Source organism: Enterococcus sp. AMC1086, from assembly GCF_058216575.1.
This window is the reverse complement of sequence record NZ_CM177100.1, coordinates 2,990,623-3,010,827: the sequence shown is the minus strand read 5'-3', so window position 1 is coordinate 3,010,827 and position 20,205 is coordinate 2,990,623. Positions and strand designations below refer to the sequence as shown.

Annotated in this window: 15 protein-coding genes; all 15 read left to right on the top strand. The window is 35.2% G+C overall.

The genetic code is table 11. From position 1 onward, the window contains the following. The first annotated feature begins 53 nt into the window (after positions 1-53). Complete coding sequence (locus AC4BC4_RS14130) at positions 54-2,909, top strand: hypothetical protein (protein ID WP_490476107.1); 2,856 nt, start codon at positions 54-56, stop codon at positions 2,907-2,909. Positions 2,910-3,206: 297 nt separating this feature from the next. Further along, positions 3,207-3,986, top strand: a complete 780-nt coding sequence (locus AC4BC4_RS14125; protein WP_438758163.1) for a WxL domain-containing protein — start codon at positions 3,207-3,209, stop codon at positions 3,984-3,986. A 94-nt stretch (positions 3,987-4,080) separates the two neighbouring features. After that, the gene (locus tag AC4BC4_RS14120) at positions 4,081-5,151 is read left to right on the top strand and encodes a WxLIP family cell surface protein (protein WP_490476106.1); all 1,071 of its coding nucleotides are present in this window, start codon (positions 4,081-4,083) and stop codon (positions 5,149-5,151) included. A 16-nt stretch (positions 5,152-5,167) separates the two neighbouring features. After that, a complete protein-coding gene (locus AC4BC4_RS14115; RefSeq protein ID WP_490476105.1) occupies positions 5,168-5,833 on the top strand; it encodes a YccF domain-containing protein in 666 nt (221 codons plus the stop codon). 22 nt (positions 5,834-5,855) lie between these two features. Continuing rightward, the gene (gene lepB, locus AC4BC4_RS14110) at positions 5,856-6,560 is read left to right on the top strand and encodes a signal peptidase I (protein WP_490476104.1); all 705 of its coding nucleotides are present in this window, start codon (positions 5,856-5,858) and stop codon (positions 6,558-6,560) included. Between the two features lie 24 nt (positions 6,561-6,584). Beyond that, on the top strand, positions 6,585-7,229 hold the full coding sequence (gene lepB / locus AC4BC4_RS14105) for a signal peptidase I (RefSeq protein WP_438758167.1): 645 nt from the start codon (positions 6,585-6,587) through the stop codon (positions 7,227-7,229). Positions 7,230-7,247: 18 nt separating this feature from the next. After that, positions 7,248-9,863 (top strand): YfhO family protein, encoded by a 2,616-nt coding sequence (locus tag AC4BC4_RS14100; RefSeq protein WP_490476103.1) that lies wholly within the window; start codon positions 7,248-7,250, stop codon positions 9,861-9,863. Beyond that, positions 9,860-10,834 (top strand): DUF5067 domain-containing protein, encoded by a 975-nt coding sequence (locus AC4BC4_RS14095; protein ID WP_490476102.1) that lies wholly within the window; start codon positions 9,860-9,862, stop codon positions 10,832-10,834. The genes AC4BC4_RS14100 and AC4BC4_RS14095 overlap by 4 nt, the downstream gene beginning before the upstream one ends. After that, on the top strand, positions 10,831-11,568 hold the full coding sequence (locus AC4BC4_RS14090; protein ID WP_490476101.1) for a hypothetical protein: 738 nt from the start codon (positions 10,831-10,833) through the stop codon (positions 11,566-11,568). The genes AC4BC4_RS14095 and AC4BC4_RS14090 overlap by 4 nt, the downstream gene beginning before the upstream one ends. Positions 11,569-13,315: 1,747 nt before the next feature. Beyond that, the gene (locus AC4BC4_RS14085) at positions 13,316-14,851 is read left to right on the top strand and encodes an AcpB/EbpR/MafR family transcriptional regulator (protein ID WP_490476100.1); all 1,536 of its coding nucleotides are present in this window, start codon (positions 13,316-13,318) and stop codon (positions 14,849-14,851) included. Between the two features lie 305 nt (positions 14,852-15,156). Next, complete coding sequence (locus AC4BC4_RS14080; protein WP_490476099.1) at positions 15,157-15,873, top strand: winged helix-turn-helix domain-containing protein; 717 nt, start codon at positions 15,157-15,159, stop codon at positions 15,871-15,873. A 345-nt stretch (positions 15,874-16,218) separates the two neighbouring features. Then, positions 16,219-16,707: a PTS cellobiose transporter subunit IIC gene (locus AC4BC4_RS14075; protein WP_490476098.1), complete on the top strand. Its 489-nt coding sequence runs from the start codon at positions 16,219-16,221 to the stop codon at positions 16,705-16,707. Positions 16,708-16,721: 14 nt separating this feature from the next. Then, positions 16,722-18,074: a PTS cellobiose transporter subunit IIC gene (gene celB, locus AC4BC4_RS14070; RefSeq protein WP_438758174.1), complete on the top strand. Its 1,353-nt coding sequence runs from the start codon at positions 16,722-16,724 to the stop codon at positions 18,072-18,074. 117 nt (positions 18,075-18,191) lie between these two features. Then, entirely contained in the window at positions 18,192-18,926 is a 735-nt protein-coding gene (locus AC4BC4_RS14065; RefSeq protein WP_438758175.1) for a GntR family transcriptional regulator, read from the top strand. A 319-nt stretch (positions 18,927-19,245) separates the two neighbouring features. Beyond that, on the top strand, positions 19,246-20,175 hold the full coding sequence (locus tag AC4BC4_RS14060) for an ROK family protein (RefSeq protein ID WP_490476097.1): 930 nt from the start codon (positions 19,246-19,248) through the stop codon (positions 20,173-20,175). Positions 20,176-20,205 lie beyond the last annotated feature (30 nt).

Below are 20,205 nucleotides of genomic sequence, written 5' to 3'. Positions count from 1 at the left end.
TCGAATGTATTTTTCTTTCTGGAATAATACATTCGATAAGAGGAATCATAGCTATGACAAAAAAAATGAAAAAATTGATAGGGATCGTCCTGTTCGTTGCTCTTAGTTGGCTTTTTGTATTCACGAAAGCTGAAGTCGCTGAAGCGTACTCTTGGAGTAAAACGCTTGGCAACTCTCCTAAAGTCGTTCAAATAGATCCTGAAAATCCAAACATAGGTGATGTAGACCCGAACGCAATTAATCTAGGGCTAGTTGGGGTAGATAACACAATATCTATCTACAATACAAGTGGGGTATTAACTAAAACTATACCTCTGTACCCAACTTCAACTGTTTATCACAATAATTTCATGCCGAATGAAACGGCTAGAGTGTCAAAAGCCGGGATTTACAAAGGTCGATATGTAGATCTAATGTTTAAAAATACCGGAGTGTATAGCGGCAATATAGACATAAGTCCAAACGGTACAGTAACATTTTATCGTGCGAATACCTATGAGGCATATGCAAAATACTTGACGATGAAGATAGTTGATCATGAAACGAGTGAAGAATTTAAGGATAACACTTTTTACATGCCAACATATATGGGAAGTATTGGCTATTCGCTTGGAAATTACGTTAAAGGCTATGATAAAAGCTTGACTAAGGCTTATTATATCCCATCAGCAGATGCGTTTTTAAAGAGCAGTGCATACCTTGATACTACATCTAATGCAGCGTTTGATTTCATGTCAGCTCAAGGAAGCAATAAAACTGGTGAAGGCTATTTTACAATTTATGGACAAACTAGCGCAGCTGGTTATTCATTTGGAAGTATTACCAGTAATAGTGGCTCTGCAACGGCAATACCTTTTTTCTCACCAGGGCTGAAATCTCCATTACCAGTGGACTATCTTCCATTAGCGATTCCAAAGACGGCTAGCCCATCTGCGGATCAAAAGAAAATGGAACTGACGATGAAACAAGAGTTAAGCAAACAAACTATTGATAAGTATGTTCCCGATAATGATAGTTTTAAATTAACTATTACCGAAGAAAATACCGATTTTCTAGATATCCAAAAAAATGATTTCTCACTCTTTATGAATAATCAAGAGGTTGTAAATGATGGCACAGCCTATGTTTTAGATCTAGCTAAGTCGGGAGATAAGACAACAATCACGGTTAATTTAAAAACGAGTTATCTTAAAGAACAAAATGGCATTGCACAAGCGAAAGCAATAGAAATCCGACAAAGTTCAGCAATAAAACAGAATGAATCTGACATGAAAGCGGCTATGAATGAACAAAAATTTACAGTACCAATAGCTGCGAAACTTTCATATGATCTGAAATTTGATGAAGCAAGTACTCTTAAAAAAGAGATAAATACGCCAAATCAAGATGTTGCATTAGCGCTGACACCACCATTGACTGCGGATATCACAGCAAACTATATGGTTACCTCGGGAACAAAAGTAAGTGATATTCCAATAGATAACTTAGTTAAAAATCTTAGAAATACGATGTACGATTGGGATCAAGTCACAGCTTCATACGCTAGTCCGACAACGAATTTAAATGGTACGGGAAATCAAATTATTGTGGTCAATCTAATTAGTGACACATTTGGAAACAAAGTACCAGTGAATGTGACAGTCAGAGCTCAGAGTAACTATATTTTGAGCTACAATGCCAACGGCGGACAAGGAACACTACCGGCACAAGCGACATTTACTTCATCAACGACTGCCACAGTAGCGAGTGGGGCAACCTTATCTAAAGAAGGCGCCACCTTTATGGGCTGGAGCTTAGAATCCGATCCAAAGAATCAGACTAAAATTTATAAGCCGGGAGATAAATATGGTACCCTAGCCGCTGAAAAGAAAAGTGCAACGCTCTACGCGGTCTGGAAATTAGATGCAGTTTTGTATACCTCTTGGGATGATAAAACGCCAACTAAAGAGTTAAGTAAAACCATTTATAGAGATACTACTGAAACTGTGCTTCCATTTTATTGGAAAACCACAGACAAAGTAAAATATAAAGTCAATGTAAGCTTGAAAGATGAAGTTATCTTGACTAAAACGATTGAAAATACAGTGGATGATCAGCAGTTAACCAAAGCTGAGCTCGCTATTTTATTAGCAAAAGTACCAGACAATGGCAGTAATGCTTTAACGGTGGACTTTTACGAGCTAGATACTACAGGTGATATTCTCAATCCATTGAAGCCAAGTGATACATTGAATCTGGCACTTACTATAGAGGTACCGCCTATTTCAGAATATACGGTGAATTTTATTGATGAAAAGGGCAATGCTTTGCACGATCCTTACGTTGGGTCAGGCTTAACAGGTTCCGTGGTGAAACTTAGTGACGTAGAAGAAATCAAAGCTATTGTTGATGGCTTGAAGGCTGATAATTATAATCTAATCGAAAGTCCAGCCGATGAATTTTCTATCAAATCAGGTGGCAGTAGTATGGATTATAAATTTTCCGGACTATTAACGCTACTTTCAGCACCAAGCTCATTAGATTTTGATATCAAAAAAGTCGACATTAGAGCTGAAAAGTTCACGAATCCAGAAGTTAAAGGTGATCCATTAGTCATTTCTGATACAAGAGCTGACAAGCTGAAATGGAACCTAAAAGCAAAATTAGATCAACCATTAACTAGTTTAGACAACAAAGATGTGATTATTCCTAACTCGATCAAGTATAACAACCAAGATGAGGAAATCGCATTAACAGATGAAGATGTTGTGATTTTAAGTCATACGAATACAGCATCTGGGCAATACAATGTTACACAAGAGCAGTGGTCTAGAGGAGATGGGTTTATGCTAGATTTAGCGCCTGGTGCAGTTAAGGCACTTGGCAAATATCAAGCAAAAATGACGATTACGTTGGAAAATGCCAAGTAATCAGAAAAAAATAAAACATGGGTCAATTCAGCCTATGGAGCTGTGTGCTTAGCATGTGATTTTCAATGTAGCATAAAATGCAAAGAAAATAGCATCATGCCTAAGCTTTTAGATAGTCTGGATGCTCTGGTGAGTTGACCCGCCCGACGATATTGTTTTTTCATATTAAAGAAACAGTTCGTCAATCCCTACCTGGAGGGATTAAAAAAATCAGGAACATATATAACGGTGCTAACTTGGATTAACTCTAAGCTAACATAAATAAAAAAAAAACACACATCATAGGAGGAAACACAAATGAAATTAACACACAAATTAACTGGAGCAGTATTATTGGCAACTTTAGGCGTAGCGGTAGCAGTACCAGGGATCACAAAGGCAGAAGACGCGTCTCACTTCAAAAAAGGTGATATGGATATCCAATTCACTCGTAATACAGACGAAGATACAAACACAACTCGTCCTGTTTTCACTGATACAGATGGTTCAGAAGACTCAGGCATTATCTCTGGAACGATCACTCGTCCTTTAGAATCAGTTATCTTCGGTGTTCAAGATGTAACACCATTATCTTTTGGCGGACACGCAGTAGTGAATGACGGAAGCGCACGTACATTCTTTGCTAAAAATTATGTTGAAGAAAAAGGTGCAGCAGCAAACCATGTGATCATTAAAGATACACGTAGCACATTAGATCACAAGTACAAATTAGAAGCAAAAATTACAAAACCAATGACTACAACAATTGAGGGTGAAGGTGATCACGCACTTTCAGGTGCAACATTAACGTATACAAATATTGGGATCAAATCAACTCAAGCAGCAGATTTAGCATTGAGCGCTGATACAATCGCGGCTCCTTCAATTGATGTAACAGAAGAGGGTGTAATATTCATCAACAACGAATCAGAAGGTAAAGGAATTGGACAATCACTAATTCACTTTGGTGTATTATCCGATGTAGAAACTGAACAAACTTCTGATAAATCAGTGAAATTAACTGTTCCAAGTGATAAAGAAATCATTGAAGGTAAATATAAAGGTGAAGTTACTTGGACAATGTCTAACACTCTATAATTAAAATTTTTAATACCTATCAGTATTAATCGCGAGTACCGATCTAAGAGGATCGGTACCGCACTTTAAAAAAATGACTTGAAAGGAATCGACGATGAAACAATACTTTAAACAAGCAATATTTTTATTACTATACATAGGCTGTCTATTACTAATAATCCCACAAACTACATATGCACAAGATGGAGACGGGGAGATCGGCTATAGCTACAAAATCATAAAGCCGGAAAATCAAATTGGGAGTGCTGGTTATTTTGATTTACGAATGTCACCAGAGCAAAAACAAACCGTCGAAATCGAGCTATACAATATGACAGATGGTGAATTGGGTGTTGATTTATCTGTTCATAGCGCAAAAACAAACAGTAATGGTGTGATTGAATACGGTCCGGCAAAAATTGAAAAGGATCCATCTTTGAAACATGACATAGGAGATATTGTAAAAGTCCCTGAAACTGTTACTCTTGCACCGAAAGAAACCAAAAAAGTCCCTGTTGATATTTCTATGCCAAAAGAGAGCTTTGATGGCCAATTGTCTGGTGGGATCTATCTGCAAAAATCTGAAACAGAAGCAGAGAAAAAAGCAAGTGAATCAGCTAATGGTGTAGTAAACAAATATGCCTTTATCATAGGGATGTTGCTAAGTGAAACAGATACAAAAATCCAACCAGAACTAGCTTTAAACAAAGTATATGCAGGTTCATCAAACTATCGTAATGCCTTTTTGATCAACTTTTCAAATTTGGAACCGACCTATGTAGAAGGGATGACTGTAGATGCTAGAATTTTCAAAAAAGGATCAGATGAAATCTTATACGATTCTAAAAAAGAAAATTATCGAATGGCACCAAACACACAGATGACCTTCCCGGTTAATTTAAACGGTGAACAATTCGCTCCTGGTGATTATGATAGTCATATCGTCGTTACTGCAGGAGATAAAAAATGGGAATGGAAAGAAAGTTTCTCAATTACACAAAAAGATGCAGATAAATACAATGCACAAGACGTCTCACTTATCCAAGACCGAGGCATAAACTGGGTCATGATTGCGATGATCGCTGGCGGAGTTTTAGTTCTCTTGTTCGTTATCTTTATTGTAGTTCGCACCACGTCGAAGAAGAAAAAGAAGAAAAAAGCAGTTAAGAGAAAAAAAACTAACTAAAGAAAGGAGGTAGAATATGACTATACTAGATTGGCTGTTTATCGGTTGCTGTTCTGCCTTCCTTATAGCCTTTGTTATTGCGTTGTTTTCATTTGCACTTTCATTTGCAACAGCCAAAGATTTTAACGAGCTGAAGAAAAGGCGCCCTAAAAATAAACAAAAGCGAAAACGATGGCAGCGTAATAGGCAACAACTGAAAAAGAAGAAAAATGCACAAGTAAAACGAGGAATCATTTTCATCGTTTTAAGTATCCTCTTTCTTAGTGGTGGCCTGTATGCCCGTTACTATCAATTAACAAACTTATCTAAAACAGACGGGAATATCATTGTGCAAAGCTATTTTGTTATGGATGAAGTCAACAAGACCTTAACGAGTCTTCAAAATGGCTCTGATGTTGGAGAATCGAAACAAAAATTGATGGAATTAACTTCTCTTTTAGCATCTTACGGTAGTTCTACCCCTTCAAATGGTCTTTCAAAAGAAGGACAAACATTACTGAATCGTTACTATGTTCAACTACGTGAATATGGATCAAATACCTATTCGCTTTCAGAAGAACAATTGAACAACCAAGAGACAGTTTCAACTTATATTAATGATTTGAAACGAATTGAGCAAACACAAAAAAAAGTTTTTAAAGAATTTAATGTAAATGAAACAGCATTAAAGCAAAAAAAATAAAGTGAATCAAAGGGGTTTTATCATGAGTGCCAAAAAGAAAAAACCTTCTCACTCACGCCCTAAAAACACGTTGGATAAACAAGCTGGGACTTCTGTTAAAAAAAGGAAATCCCAAAAAAGCGATCCGACATACATAAGAAAGAAGAAAAAAAGATCAAAACAAACGATTAAAAAGAAACAAAGGCAAACTTGGCAGATATCTATTAAACGGTTGATACTTGAACTGGGACTGAGTTTGATTTTGTTGGGGACTGTATTGTATCTGTTATCCTTCTTTACATTTACTTTTGCTAAGGTAGAAGGCTATTCAATGGTACCTACATTGAATAATGACGAATGGGTTTTTGTCAGTAAGTTAGCTAAGCCGAAGCGATTTAAGTTAGTTTTACATAAAGATCCAAACACTAAAGAAACTTCAGTGAGAAGAGTGATCGGTTTACCAGGTGAATCGATCAGCTATAAAGATGACCAATTATACGTCAACGATCGTGATGTATTTGAGCGCTTCTTGGAAGATGAAACGAAGCGGGCAAAAAACAGCGGCAGTGTTTACACAACCGATTGGTCTACAAAAGCAGAATACGTTCCTAAAGGGAAATATCTGGTTTTAGGTGACAATCGTCCGTATGCCTCAGATAGTCGAGACTATGGTTATGTGGATGAAAAAGATATTGTCGGTATTGTAGAAATGAGAGTCTTACCATTCCACCAGATGCAGCAATTTTAGCAAAGTTAGTGACCCGAAGAAAGGATGGTTCCTATAAAAAATAAGAATCAAAAAAAAATAAATAAGCGCATTGCGAATGAAAAAGTAGACGAAAGAAATCCAAATCGCAAAAGAACAGCATTAAAATATTTTAAAAATGCTTGCTTTTTACTTGTATTATTTTTAGGCATTCTATTTTTGATAAAGATCAAACCTCATCAAGTTAGTGGTGAATCGATGATGCCTACATTAGAGAACGGAGATCGTCTATTTATTTTAAAAAATGAAGACCCACAGCGTTATTCGTTGATCACTTTCGAACCGAAGGGAAATAAAGACGAATCATACATAAAAAGAGTGATCGGAATGCCAGGTGACCGCATTTGGTTAGATCAAAATACCGTTTATTTAAATAGTCAAATGGCTGAAACAAATCCCACTCCACCAAATGAAGAAAACCTTTCAGGTGTTGAGTTGCCCGATGGGACTTTAAAAGTTCGCGTAGACTGGGAAATCGCCGCAGAATTAGAGGGATTATCAACGATTCCAGCTGATCACTATTTTGTGTTAGGCGATAATCGAAGACATTCAACAGATAGCCGGGAAATGGGTTTGATCGATCAAGATCAGATTGAAGGCGTCGTAAAATTTAGATACTTTCCGTTTAACCGACTTGGTACGATTGATTAAAGAAAAGCGAGGATATACATGAAACAACAAAATAGAAAAATATTTTTCAAAAAAAATAGCGTAGCAATCATTCTTAGTTTTCTTTTACCGGTTGCAATTATGGCAATCAGTTACTATCGACTAGGAATCTATCCAACGAGTGACCGTACGATTTTAGCTAGTGATGCATTTGGTCAGTTAGTCAATTTTTATTCAGGATTTAATAATATGCTTCATGGTGACCAGTCCTTCTTTTATACTTGGTCAGGTTCATTAGGACTGAATTTTGTGTCTTTAATGAGTTATTATACCAACAGTTTATTCAGTTTTTTGGTATTTTTCTTTGACAATCTACATATGCCGGATGCGATGTACATCATATTATTGACTAAAATTGGTGCTATGGGAGTAACTTTTTGGGTATTTGCTCATAATACATTTAGAATACCCCAGTGGACGAAAGTATTTTTAAGTGTGTCGTATGCTTTGATGAGTTTTACGATGGCGTATTCCATTATGCTCATGTGGATGGATGCAATGGTTTATCTACCTTTAATTTTATTAGGGATCCATCGCGTTATGGATCGGCAAAGGCCTGTGCTATTGTTTATCAGCTACTTTTTATTATTTATTACAAATTATTATATGGCTTTTATGGTCGGTTTGTTTAGTTTTTTATATTTTTTCATTCGTGTATTGACAGAATGGAAGATCTACAAGCGTTCGATCGTACCTTACTTGATCACATCACTATTGGCAGGTCTGGCTTCTATGATCATTATCTTACCGTCGGTGCTTGATTTAAGAACCAACGGAGAAAAGCTTGACTCGATCAATAGCTTTATTACAAATGATGTTGGTCCTTGGGATTTTGTTGTAAAAAATATGACTGGTGTTTACGATACCTCTAAGTATGGGAGTAGTCCGTTTATCTATGTTGGCCTGTTACCGCTACTATTTTTCATTTTTTACTTTGTGACGAAAAAAATCCCGCTAAAAAATAAATTATTATTCGGTGGTTTACTATTAGTCATGGTTGCCAGTGTCTACATTCAGCCATTGAATCTATTTTGGCAGGGAATGCATTCGCCAAATATGTTCTTATTCCGTTATAGTTTCCTTTATTCCGCTCTAGTCTTGATATTAGCTGGTTTTGGTTTGGAAAAATTTGAGAAAAAAGATCTCAATATACTCGGCAATATTATGCTGTCACTTGTCGGTATTTTTATCGCAGCTGCAATTCTTTCCAACAAAAAAAGATATGGCTATATTACACAGGAGACTTTGATTATCACGGTTATTTTATTAGTAGTCTATGTACTGCTCTTTATTCTTAAAGATAAATTGCCAAAATATAGATGGTTGATGCCAGTTTTACTGATTAGTGTAATGTGTGGGGAAATGTCGTTCAATACACATCAAATCATGTCAGGGATCGATAAAGAATGGGGCTACACAAGCAAAGAACGCTATACACAGGGGTATAAAGATATTGAACCGTTAGTGGAAAAAGCCCAATCAATAAATGATACCTTCTATCGACTTGAAAACTTAAACCCAATCAGTAGGACAGACAGTTTTAATTACAATTATTCTGGTGTAACAATGTTTTCATCGATACGTAATCGTAATTCTTCACAATATCTGGATCGTTTAGGCTATCGTTCAGAAGGAACGAATTTAACCATTCAGTATGAAAACAATACGATTTTAATGGATGATCTATTGGGAGTGAAATATAATTTAGCCAAAAATGACCCTCAAAAATACGGCTTTAAAGAAATTGAGACACATGGTAATTATACTCTTTATGAAAATGAACATGCCTTACCATTAGGAGTCCTAACAGATCAAGGTATTTATGAAACGAAAAATAATAACAATCAAACAGCATTGGTCCAATACTTATCAGAAATGAAAGAGCCGCTTTTCCAATTTACTGGCTTAACAGAAGTTTCTCGAACCAATATGATCGTGCAAGAATCTGGTGATTTTACCTTATATTCTGAAGAAAGCAATACTGGGGAAGAAAAAAGTATTACATGGGAAGTCAACGTCCCAGCCCAGACACAAGCTTATCTATCATTAGATACTAGAGCATTGAATAGTGTTGATAATGGCTCAGTAGAAATCAGTGTTGATGGGCATAAAAATGTCAGCGGACTGTCTTCAACAGGTACTTATTTTAATCTAGGACATTATGAGCAAGCAACGAAAGTCAACGTTACAGCTAAGTTTATGGGCAGCTCAGTGGTACAAGCCGTTCGTCCGTCTGTTTTAGTTTTAAAAACGGATGTACTGGATCAAGCAATCACTGATATCAGAGAAAAAGAAGTTCCTTTTAATGTTAAAGGCAATCATGTTGAAGCCAAAGTTACGACAGAAAAAGAACAAGTTATTTTCACAACGATCCCTTACGATCCAGGCTGGAAAGCAACTATTGATGGAAAACCGACAGAAATCAAGGCAGTTCAAGATGCTTTGATCACCGTTAAAGTTCCTAAAGGAGAACATACTGTTGAATTAACGTATTATCCTGAAGGAATGAAACTTGGCGGCTTATTATTTATTAGCAGTGTCCTGTTATTTAGCGGCTACGTCTATTGGTATCAGAAAAAACAACAAAAAATAAATCAAAAGGAGTCAATCCATTGAAAATAAAAGGAACCATTATGTTATCTTTGATCGCTGTATTACTTTTTTTTACAGGGTGTTCAAAACAATTGGAAGACACCGAACAAAAATTCAGTGATAGAGGTGTCTCTTATGAAATGCAACTGCCAGGTGGCTGGAAAGCAGATAAAGAAGTCAGAAGTGATTACGGACTTCAAACAGCTTTTAGCGCAGAGGATACAAAAAGTAATTCCTATCTATTTATTACAACGACACCAGTAACAGAAGTAGAACAAGATTCATTTGGAGAAAAAACAAGAGAAAAATTAAAAGAGCGCTACAATTATAAAAATCTTGAAGGTATTTATATGAAAAAAATGAAAGTAGGGGAGTACCCGGCTTATAAATATACCTTGAATACTGTCTATAAAGAAAAAAGTGTCTGGGCACATTTCTACTATATTTGGACGGAAAACGGTTTTGTTCAGATGACATTTTACTCGGCTGATGACAATTCCTACGAGAAGCGTTCAGAGAAAATCGATGCATCTGTAGCGACTCTTAGAGAAGTCAGTTTCGATGAGAAAGAGGCTGAAAAGACGGAAGAATCAAAACAAAAAGCCGAAGGTGATATCATCACAATTGAAAATGATGAGCTGAAAATGGAAACTACAGGTGTAAGACAAGTGTCAGGGAAAGAACAACAAAAACTAGTGGCGATCCGTTATAACTTTACGAATTTAAATGAAGAGCCTGTTCAACCGTCCATTTGGCAAGAACTTGTTACAGCTTCACAAAACGGAAAAACGCTCTCGGTAGCGACGTTACCAGAAGACTCAGCTTTTTTGGATGTAAAAGAACTTGCTGACGCTCAGACTAAAATGGTTGCTAAAGGACAAACGGTTGAATGTGTCGTTCTTTATGAACTTTTAGATCAAAGTACCATCGAATTGAGTTTTTCACAAGACGCATTTCCAGGTCTTCAAGCAGAACGGGTGGTGCTTCCAGAATGAGTAAACGAACATCAATGATAGGAATCATCATGTTAATGCTTCTGTTTGTTTTTTCGGGATGCAGTAAAGCAGGTAAGTACGATGACTTCTCCAAAGAAGATCAGGCGTTAAGCTGGCAAGCGGAGCGCAAGCAAACATTTGGTAATTCTGATTATTCAAAAATAGCAACGGAAAAAGAGGCTTTTCAGCTTGTTGAAGAAAAATATAAGCTGCATATTCCTGCTTATTATGAAGAAACGAAAAAGCTTATTGCCGATGAAATCCCTTCTGATACAGTAAAACCGGGGGAAACAGTATATGCTGTTTTCGCTAGAAATAAAGAGCTGAATTTTCAAACCAGGTATACTTTTTACAAAGAAGAAGAGTTACAGATCGTTTCGGAAGTGACCTTAAATTATGAATATTCAGAAACAAACAGCTTAGCCTATTTACGTTCACAGACCATTTCGATTAAAATTGCTCCAGTCAACGGTGTATTACCTAATGATAATCTTCCTGGTCTTGTCGAAAAAATGGGTGAGAATATGAATATCCCTGCTGAAAAAATCAAGTCTGGTTTGGCCGGCTACGAGAAGCAAGTAAGGGAATCAACTAGTCCAATTACAGAAGAGTTCCTCCCAATCGTAACAAATCAGGAGAGTATCGATAAAAAAAATGCATTCAACAAACTAATCGCAGTTAGCTATGATACAAACGGAACAGTAAGAGAGCTCTACGCAGAAATATCGGAATAAGTAGCTCAACTGATCTCGCTGTTTCTTCACATGTTAGTATATAGAAGGGAAAAAATCACCTTTAAAACAAAAAGTAAGTTGTAACAACTATCTGGACTGTTGCTTAGAGAAGTGCTAGACGTGTATAGAAAAATCAAGAGATCAAGTATAACTTACAAAGTTATACTTATTCTCTTGGGCTTTTTTACTTGCGTTTGCTTTTGTGTGACTTAAAAAGAAGTATGAGCGTTCGTTTATCTTCGACAAGGTTTAGGTGAGTGTGGTACAAATCAAGGGGAATAAACATTTAGTCTTAGTTTTAAGCCTAACGTTTCTGATCAGTTGTTTATCAGTTATTGTCAGAAATCAATTATCTAATTGCAATATTCTTAATAAAAGAAAGTTAATTGAAACGAGAGCTTAGCTAAAGAAGCAAAGCGTGCATGATACAGCATGCGAAATTGTCGTAAGACGCGACAGCATCGCACAGAAAAATAGCCCTCCTGTAAGTATAATAAGGAGTATGAAGAAGAGTAACAAAAATCAAGAGACAAAGGTTGTGTTAGAGAGCGTATTTATAAAGTGTAGAAGAAAAATCTTTGAGTAAAGATTATCGGAAATCATTAAAAAGATACAGTACGTGAAATACAGTTTTAAAAATTGTCGAAAGAACCGACAGGATCGCGAATTAAAAGAATTGAAATGTATGTAAAATAGGAAGTATAAAGAAGAACATCAACACTAAAACTAAAAAAGGAAAGGACGTGGCTCAATATGTTTACAAAAAGAACTGACGTGAAATCTCTTCTATCAAAAACAAAGCAGTTCTCATCCTTGTATCATGGTAAAACAGATAAAGAGGGATTGGATCCCGTATAATAATTTGCCACAACTAGTATCTACAATTAAAATTTACAAGAATCAATACATATAATCACCAAATAGTTTCAATATTTTTCTCGATTTTCTATAAAAACTCCCCAGTATTTTCTAAATATACAACTTTGAATTGTAGATAGTCACTATCAGTTGAACATTCCTCTATTTATTGTTCAGCTAAAAATAATGATTTTTTCTTCCCGACACACCATTTATTCTTTTTTTTATCAATGAGAATACCGCTGAAAAAGCCCCTGCAATGTAACGTAACTTGCCGTTGAATGAATTCAAACAATAACAATAAACCTTTAGTATTATCATCGTTTAAATCAGTAATATCACTATCTAAAATAAGTCACTTGCTTAAAAAAATGAATGAATGATAAAAGTTAAACGAGTCTAAAATTAGAATGACTTTTAAAAGAAGCGTAATATTTTAATTAAAATTCGAATAAATAAATACGATTAAGAAGTAAAAAATAAAAAAACGAAAAAACATTATTTATTTGACTTTTTTATTTCATTGAGATTTTTTTACAGAATATTGTTGCAAATTACAAAAAAAGTGGAGAGAGTGGTTAAAAAGATGGAGATGATCCTTATTTTGAAAAAAATAAAACTATTGATGAGTAATTTTTATATTTTAATAAAATATAAAAAAAACAAATGTGCGATTTAAAACAAAACTATTTTCGTTAAATGTCTATTATGTTGGGAATTTTAAAACTATGAGCTGTTGAAAAAAATATTTTTTGAATTAAAATTTATAATTAGTAGTATATAAAATTTATAGATAAAATAAATGAAATTAAAAAAATATTTGTAAAATGTCAGTAAGATGAGATATTGTCAATTGAAATAGCAAAAATAACGGAAAAGAGGGTGGGTCATGATTAAGATATTAGATAAAATGTCGACTAGAAAATTAGAGTTAGTGAGGATATTAAGTTCGGAGACAAGGTACTTTAGTGTGAAGGAATTGTCAGAACAATTAAATATCAGCAATAAAACATTGGTTCGAACTGTTGAGTTATTAAAAGAAGACATGGAATCTTGGACAAGCCATGTAGAAATTTTAGAAAAAAATATCTTGGGCTATTCATTAAAGCAATTGAATGGTTTCTCAATTCAAGAGATCGAAGTTTATTACTACAAAGGATCTATTATTTATCAGGTGATTGATGAACTATTTCATAATAAGTTCGTAGACATCAAGACATTTGCAAGTAAACGCTATCTCAGTTATACCGTTGTATACACAAATATCGTTGAAATCAAAGAATTGGTCAGTGATTTTTCATTGGAGCTTGAATTGAATAAAAATATTCACCTGAAGGGTACGGAAATGCAGATCAGATATTTTTACTTTAGTTTTTACTGGACTATTTTTGGTGGTATTGAATGGCCCTTTAGATTTTATGATAAGCAAAAAGCGTTTGAATACATAGAGGTGATCGAATCTTTTTATTCACGAGAATTAAGTGTTTCGGAAACGGAATTTTTTCTTTATTGGATCGGCACGATCTTCAATCGAGTTCATTTGATGAAAAAAAATGTTGATTGTAGTGAATTTCATTCATACAAAGGATCGTATAACGAAATAGAAAAAATACTGAAACCTAAATTGTTAAGCAAAAATTTTCCTGCAGATAATATAGATGAAGAAGTCCTATTCGTTTATCTTGTTCTTTTCGGTTTTCAACCAAGAAGGATATATGGGGAACAAGATCAAACGCAAGTAAGGACAGAGCTGAACAAAAATGTCGAAAGCATAATTTCCAGCTATTGGATGCGAGAATTTTATGAACATTTTTCAGTAAATTTAACGATTTCTGAACAAATTACTTTATATACTAATTTAGTTATCCAACATTTTCAACTGATAGCATTTAAAGGAGGAAACATACGGTTTGACAATAGCGAGGTCTATTCATTAGATTGTGATTCTACTGTGGAAAAAATGGTGAAAAAAGCTGTCACTAAAATTACAGATGAATTGTGCCAAATAGAAGAGGTCGAAAGCTTAAAGTTAAATAGGGAATATTTAGAGACAAATTATCAACAAGAACTCTATGAACTGTTATCTTCTGATCATCGTATGGGAAATATCAAAGTAGCCATTATTTCTCAATTTGGTGAGAAGACAAATCAACATTTAAAGAACATCGTTGTTTCTAAGACAAATGTAAACATTGAATTTTGTTCTTTTACAGATAAAGATGTTGATTTAATAATATCTAATCGCCTATATTCAGAAATTATTCGGAAAAAAAATAACGATGCTGAATTAATTATCTGGAATGACACGCCAACAGAATTAGACAAGAAAAAAGTTTCCGAGGTCTTGAAAAAAATTGTGAACCATAGACAGTGTACTGTTTTTTCAGAAGTGTTAAATACGGGGATTGAAGAAAGAGTTAATTAAGTATACGTGACTGAAAAGAGCGTTGAACAATAAGAGCCAATCTTTTACTGACTATTCGAGTGTATAAATAAGCAGCTCAATACTTCTAAAAGTCATGTAGATAGTGGTCTGTCAGATTATAAAATAGACTGCGAATGATTGGTTTCTATATTTTAAGTTGAAGGGAATTCGCTTAGAAGGCAAACCATAAATAATAATATAGTTAGCAATGAACGTACCGATCGTTAAATAGTTAGTTGTAGTGTCTGGTTGCTTTTTAAGTAGTATTTATAAGAATGCAAAATATGAAGGAGGAAATTTAAAAAATGTACAAAGTAGCGATTATTTCATCTGAAGACTATTCCTTAGATGGTTACGCACAAGCGTTTGCACAAGAACAATGTAAGATTGTATTTTTGAATATAGAAGCTGTAGAGGTGGAAGAGATCCAAGGGATGGATGCCATAATTATAGAAGAAATGAGTTCGGAAAATATCGGGCGGACATGTGAACTCATTATCAAAATGAAAAATTATACTACAGGTATGATTTGGATTGTATCAAAAAATTCTAAAAAAAATAATCGAATCATTTATTTACAATTGGGTGCGAGCGCTACTGTGGATGCCCGAATAGAACCAGATGAATTTTCATTGCTGATCAGAAAGTCGTTTGACCGTGTTTATACCAAAAGTGAAGCTACTTTTATAGATAGACATATGAATAAACCAATCGAGGATTCTAAAACGGAAAAACCAGAAGTTGAATTACTATCAAATGTTATGGGTGTTAAGATCGCTGGTCAAAAGGAAATTTTATTAACACGCTTGGAGTATAAAGTGTTAGTAGTGTTAAATGAACAACTGAATCAGGTTGTTCCTTATGCTGAATTGTTTCAACGTGTTTGGGGAGGAGAATCAGATTTAGATACGTTCCGTTTAGCGAATTTGATTTCTCATTTAAGAAGAAAAATCGAGGGAGATCCTGAAAAACCAAAATATATCAAAACGATTCGTTCAAAGGGATATATGTTGTCGGTTTAGTCTGCTTGATTTAAACTTGCTATAAAGGTTGAAACGAAGTTGAACATCAATCTGAGGTAGCGATACCATTAGTATTAGCTAACGAATAAAAAATAATGCTGATTAAAGAAAGCTAAGATAGAAGAAGATATCACCAAGAATTTACTATTGTAAGTTCTTGGCGGTATTTTTTTCTTTTCGATTAGAATGCGTTTACAATTTTAAAAGGATATGTTAATCTTAACTTGTTCGAACAAGTTGGAAATCTAGATGAGCTGCCCTAAAAGAAAGTAGTGATAGATAAAAAAATGTAAGCGTTATAGAAACGTAGATTTCAAGTAAGATGTGAAGGATAAGTGAGTGAGAATGGAAAATTCACCAACAAAAGCAGAACTAAATAAGAAGACTAAATTAACAAGTATGTATTTTAACCGTTATTTGATATTTCGCTATGTTACAGCGCTTTTTTTCTTTATCAATTTATATTGGAGCGTATTGAGTTTTGCCAATGTGAGCAGTTGGATGATCGTTCCACTAGGATTACTTATAATTGATATCGCTATCATAATTGAACAAACTGCCAAATATTGGAAACCGACAAGTCGATTACCTGTAACGAAAATTGGGTATGCCATACAAATGATCAGTAATGTTCTGGGGATGGTCATGATTCTACTTGGTCATCAAAAGCTTCTTTTTCCTTTTATTAATAATGAAGGGAAAAGTTTATTAGTGGCATGTCTTGTTTTAGGTTTTATTATAGGGGTGTTCGTTGAATGGCGTATTTGGCAAATTGAGCATAATAAAGATGCTTACTTGAAATACATGAAACAATTTGAAAATAGTATGAACTAAGAAAGGTGATAAAAATGGAATCAGAGGGTAAAGTATTTAAATTTTTAAATAACTATTTAATGGGACCAATGGGAAAAATTTCTCAATTTAGAATTGTTCGAGGGGTAATGGCTGCTGGTATGGCTTCCATTCCTTTTACAATTGTAGGCTCAATGTTCTTGATTATTGCTGTTTTACCGCAGAGTTTTCCAGCGTTAGAAGGCATATGGGATATTTCGTTTAATCGAGTTCAGAATTTATATATGTTAGGAAACATGGCAACAATGGGGATTTTGGCGCTGTATTTTTGTATAGTATTTGGTTACGAGTATACAAAAATTCAAGCACAAGAAGAAAAAATCAATCTTAATCCTTTAAATGGGGCATTATTATCTATGATGGCGTATTTTATGTGTTTACCTGAATTGATTTTTGATGGTGGAATCGCTACACTGGTGAATGTTGTTACGGATGACCAAAAAATCATTGATGGTTGGGAAATGTCTGGTGGGGTTACTCGTTTAGGAACAACAGGTATTTTTACAGCAATCATCATGTCAATTATCGCTGTGAAGATCTATGCGTTGTGTGTGAAACGTAAATGGGTCATAAAAATGCCGGAAACAGTTCCGACAGGCGTTTCTAATTCTTTTACAGCCCTTATTCCAACAGTTCTAATTGCATTAGCAGTTATTGTTATTAATGGATTATTAGTCGCTTTAGGAACAGATATCTTTAAAATGATTGCTATTCCATTTGGATTCGTAACGAATTTGACGAATACGTGGGTAGGGTTATTAGTAATTTACTTTTTAATGCATGCATTGTGGATCGTTGGGATTCATGGTGCTACAATTGTTACTTCATTTTTGACGCCGATTGTTTTATCAAATATGGTTCAAAATCAAAATGGTGCAAACCTTCCGTTTGCCGGTGAATTTAACAACAGCTTTGTTACTATTGGTGGGTCTGGAGCAACACTTGGAATGGTTATTTTTATCACTTTTTTTGCCAAATCTGCCCAACTGAGCGCCTTAGGAAAAGCAGCTGTTGTGCCGTCACTTTTTAATATCAATGAGCCGATTTTGTTTGGGATGCCAGTTGTATATAATCCATATACTGCTATTCCTTTCTTTTTAGCACCAATGAGTTCGATGTCAGTCGCTTATTTTGCTATCAAGTTTGGCATGGTTAATCCACCGATTGCACAAGTTGCTTGGCCAACTCCACTTGGGTTGTCTGGATTTATTGGTTCAGGCGGTGATTGGCGAGCGTTTGTGTTAGCGTTTGTCTGTGCGGGCATAGCCTTTCTGATTTGGTTCCCATTCATCAAGTTTTACGATGGGAAATTGTATCAAGAGGAGCAGGACAATACGGTTACAAACTAGTTACAGTTAAACTATTTCTAGAAAAATTGCTATGAGTAGTAAAAAGATTTAAACTGTTTGGTGTAGGGCGGTCAAGAGGGGTTGTCCATTTTATTTAATGAAAAAGGAGCTTGGATGATGCTACCAAAGAAGCCGATTGATATTAAAATGTTAGTAAAAAAGATGATAGATGAAATCCAAGACGGAAACCTTGCGGATGAAAATGGAAAACTACCAAGTGAACAACAGTTGATGGCTCATTACACGGTTTCCCGTTATGCACTGCGAAGAGCATTGTTGCAACTTGGTGATATGGGCTATATCTATCAGGCACAAGGAATTGGTTCATTTATACGTCCAAAATATCATGAGAATCTGCTGAATTTACAAAATAATGTAGGGTTGACAGAAGAAATTGCGCGACCAGGCCGCACCATTCGGACTGTAGAAGCCACTCAACGTATCGTAAGCGCTAAAGAAGCGGAGTTTTTACCAGAGAATAGTGGTTTAACTTCTGAGGTGCAGCTGATAGAGATCGAGCGTTTAAGGACACTTGATGATGAACCTTATCTAATTGAACGATCCTATTATTTACAGTCGATTGCTAAAGAGATTCCAGCAAAATCGCTATACGATTCTGTTTTTAACTACTTTGAACAAGATAAAAAAATTAAGATTGGATTTATTGATAAAGTGATCAGTAGTGAGCCGCTATGCAAGCAAGGAGCGAATTTCTTCAATTTAGCAGAAGGTGCTCCCACATTAGTTGTCAGAGATGATACGTTTTTAAGCTCTGGGAAATTATTAGCTTTTTCGAAAATTTGCTATGATTATCGCAAAGCTGAATTATTCATGTTTAAAAAAACATATTGAGATCTGTATCTAGTTTTAAATAGGTCGAGACAAAAGTGTTCGGCAGATTCTAGGTAAGGTTGGAATAGAAGCGTTTATTTCCCAAGAAATTGCGTTTGCTCCCAGCGTGTATTCGAGTATAGGGTGTGAAACAAAGGTGAATGTTGCTTTTGTCTCACACCCACTTGTCGTGTGATGGAGAAGTCTAGACACTTTTTCTAAAGACAGAGATAAAGCGGGGATAAAAAGGAAAAAAATCCTTAGTAGGATATGATACAATACGTTGAAATGAAGGCGTTATCTTGACTCCTTCAAATAAGTGATAAAGGAAGTTGAATTTATGTACGTTGGGTTTGATATCGGAGGAACAACCGTTAAATATGGTGTCTTAGATGAGAGCGGGCGTGTTCTGGAAAAAGAAACGATGGAGACAGAATATGAACCTACTATTTTTTATAGGAATCTTTTAAAACGTATTGAAGAGGCTCAAACACGTTATCAAATAAAGGGAATCGGAATCAGTGCTCCGGGAATTGTGCAAAAGGATGGATTCATGTTGACTGCAGGTGCGATCAGCTCTTTATATGGAGAAAACTTTAAGCAAAAATTAGAGGGACTAACGGGTCTGCCTGTTACGGTTGAAAATGATGCAAATGCAGTTGCTATAGCAGAAAAATGGATCGGTAATGCGATCAATATGGAGAATTATTTATGCCTGGTCTTAGGGACAGGAGTTGGCGGAGGAATCGTCATCAATGGGAAGGTTTATCGTGGCTCACACGGCATGGCAGGAGAATTCGGCTGGATGATGATTGATAAATTACCTGAAACAGGAAATCTTGAGACGGTATCGATTAATAGACGGGCTTCGATTGTGGATGGTTTGATACGATTATATAATGAAGCCCAACAAAAAAATATAGAAAATTTTGTGCCTGTTAGCGATGCCAGAGATATTTTTGATTTAGCTGAAAGAGGCGACAGACTTGCAAACACGATCACGAAACAATTTTATGTCGATTTATCTGTAGGACTGGTAAATTTAATTAGTTGTTTTGATCCAGAAGTTATTTTAATTGGCGGTGGTGTGAGTGCAAATGAATTTTTCCACCAAGAACTTCAGAAAACCTTGACTGAAGTAGAGAAGAATCATGCAGCAGTCAACTATCTAAGAGGGAAGACGATTGCACCTGTTATTCCAACTAAATTAAAAAATGATGCAGGACTTATCGGTGCTGTCTATCAAGTTCATCAAGTCGTCAGTAAATAAAATTTTTATGGTATAATTTTCTTAGCGAAT

Bases quoted from the DNA above. Each gene is read 5' to 3' on its own strand.
- AC4BC4_RS14130 (WP_490476107.1), top strand. From the start codon at position 54: ATGACAAAAAAAATGAAAAAATTGATAGGGATCGTCCTGTTCGTTGCT.
- AC4BC4_RS14125 (WP_438758163.1), top strand. From the start codon at position 3,207: ATGAAATTAACACACAAATTAACTGGAGCAGTATTATTGGCAACTTTA.
- AC4BC4_RS14120 (WP_490476106.1), top strand. From the start codon at position 4,081: ATGAAACAATACTTTAAACAAGCAATATTTTTATTACTATACATAGGC.
- AC4BC4_RS14115 (WP_490476105.1), top strand. From the start codon at position 5,168: ATGACTATACTAGATTGGCTGTTTATCGGTTGCTGTTCTGCCTTCCTT.
- lepB (WP_490476104.1), top strand. From the start codon at position 5,856: ATGAGTGCCAAAAAGAAAAAACCTTCTCACTCACGCCCTAAAAACACG.
- lepB (WP_438758167.1), top strand. From the start codon at position 6,585: ATGGTTCCTATAAAAAATAAGAATCAAAAAAAAATAAATAAGCGCATT.
- AC4BC4_RS14100 (WP_490476103.1), top strand. From the start codon at position 7,248: ATGAAACAACAAAATAGAAAAATATTTTTCAAAAAAAATAGCGTAGCA.
- AC4BC4_RS14090 (WP_490476101.1), top strand. From the start codon at position 10,831: ATGAGTAAACGAACATCAATGATAGGAATCATCATGTTAATGCTTCTG.
- AC4BC4_RS14085 (WP_490476100.1), top strand. From the start codon at position 13,316: ATGATTAAGATATTAGATAAAATGTCGACTAGAAAATTAGAGTTAGTG.
- AC4BC4_RS14080 (WP_490476099.1), top strand. From the start codon at position 15,157: ATGTACAAAGTAGCGATTATTTCATCTGAAGACTATTCCTTAGATGGT.
- AC4BC4_RS14075 (WP_490476098.1), top strand. From the start codon at position 16,219: ATGGAAAATTCACCAACAAAAGCAGAACTAAATAAGAAGACTAAATTA.
- celB (WP_438758174.1), top strand. From the start codon at position 16,722: ATGGAATCAGAGGGTAAAGTATTTAAATTTTTAAATAACTATTTAATG.
- AC4BC4_RS14065 (WP_438758175.1), top strand. From the start codon at position 18,192: ATGCTACCAAAGAAGCCGATTGATATTAAAATGTTAGTAAAAAAGATG.
- AC4BC4_RS14060 (WP_490476097.1), top strand. From the start codon at position 19,246: ATGTACGTTGGGTTTGATATCGGAGGAACAACCGTTAAATATGGTGTC.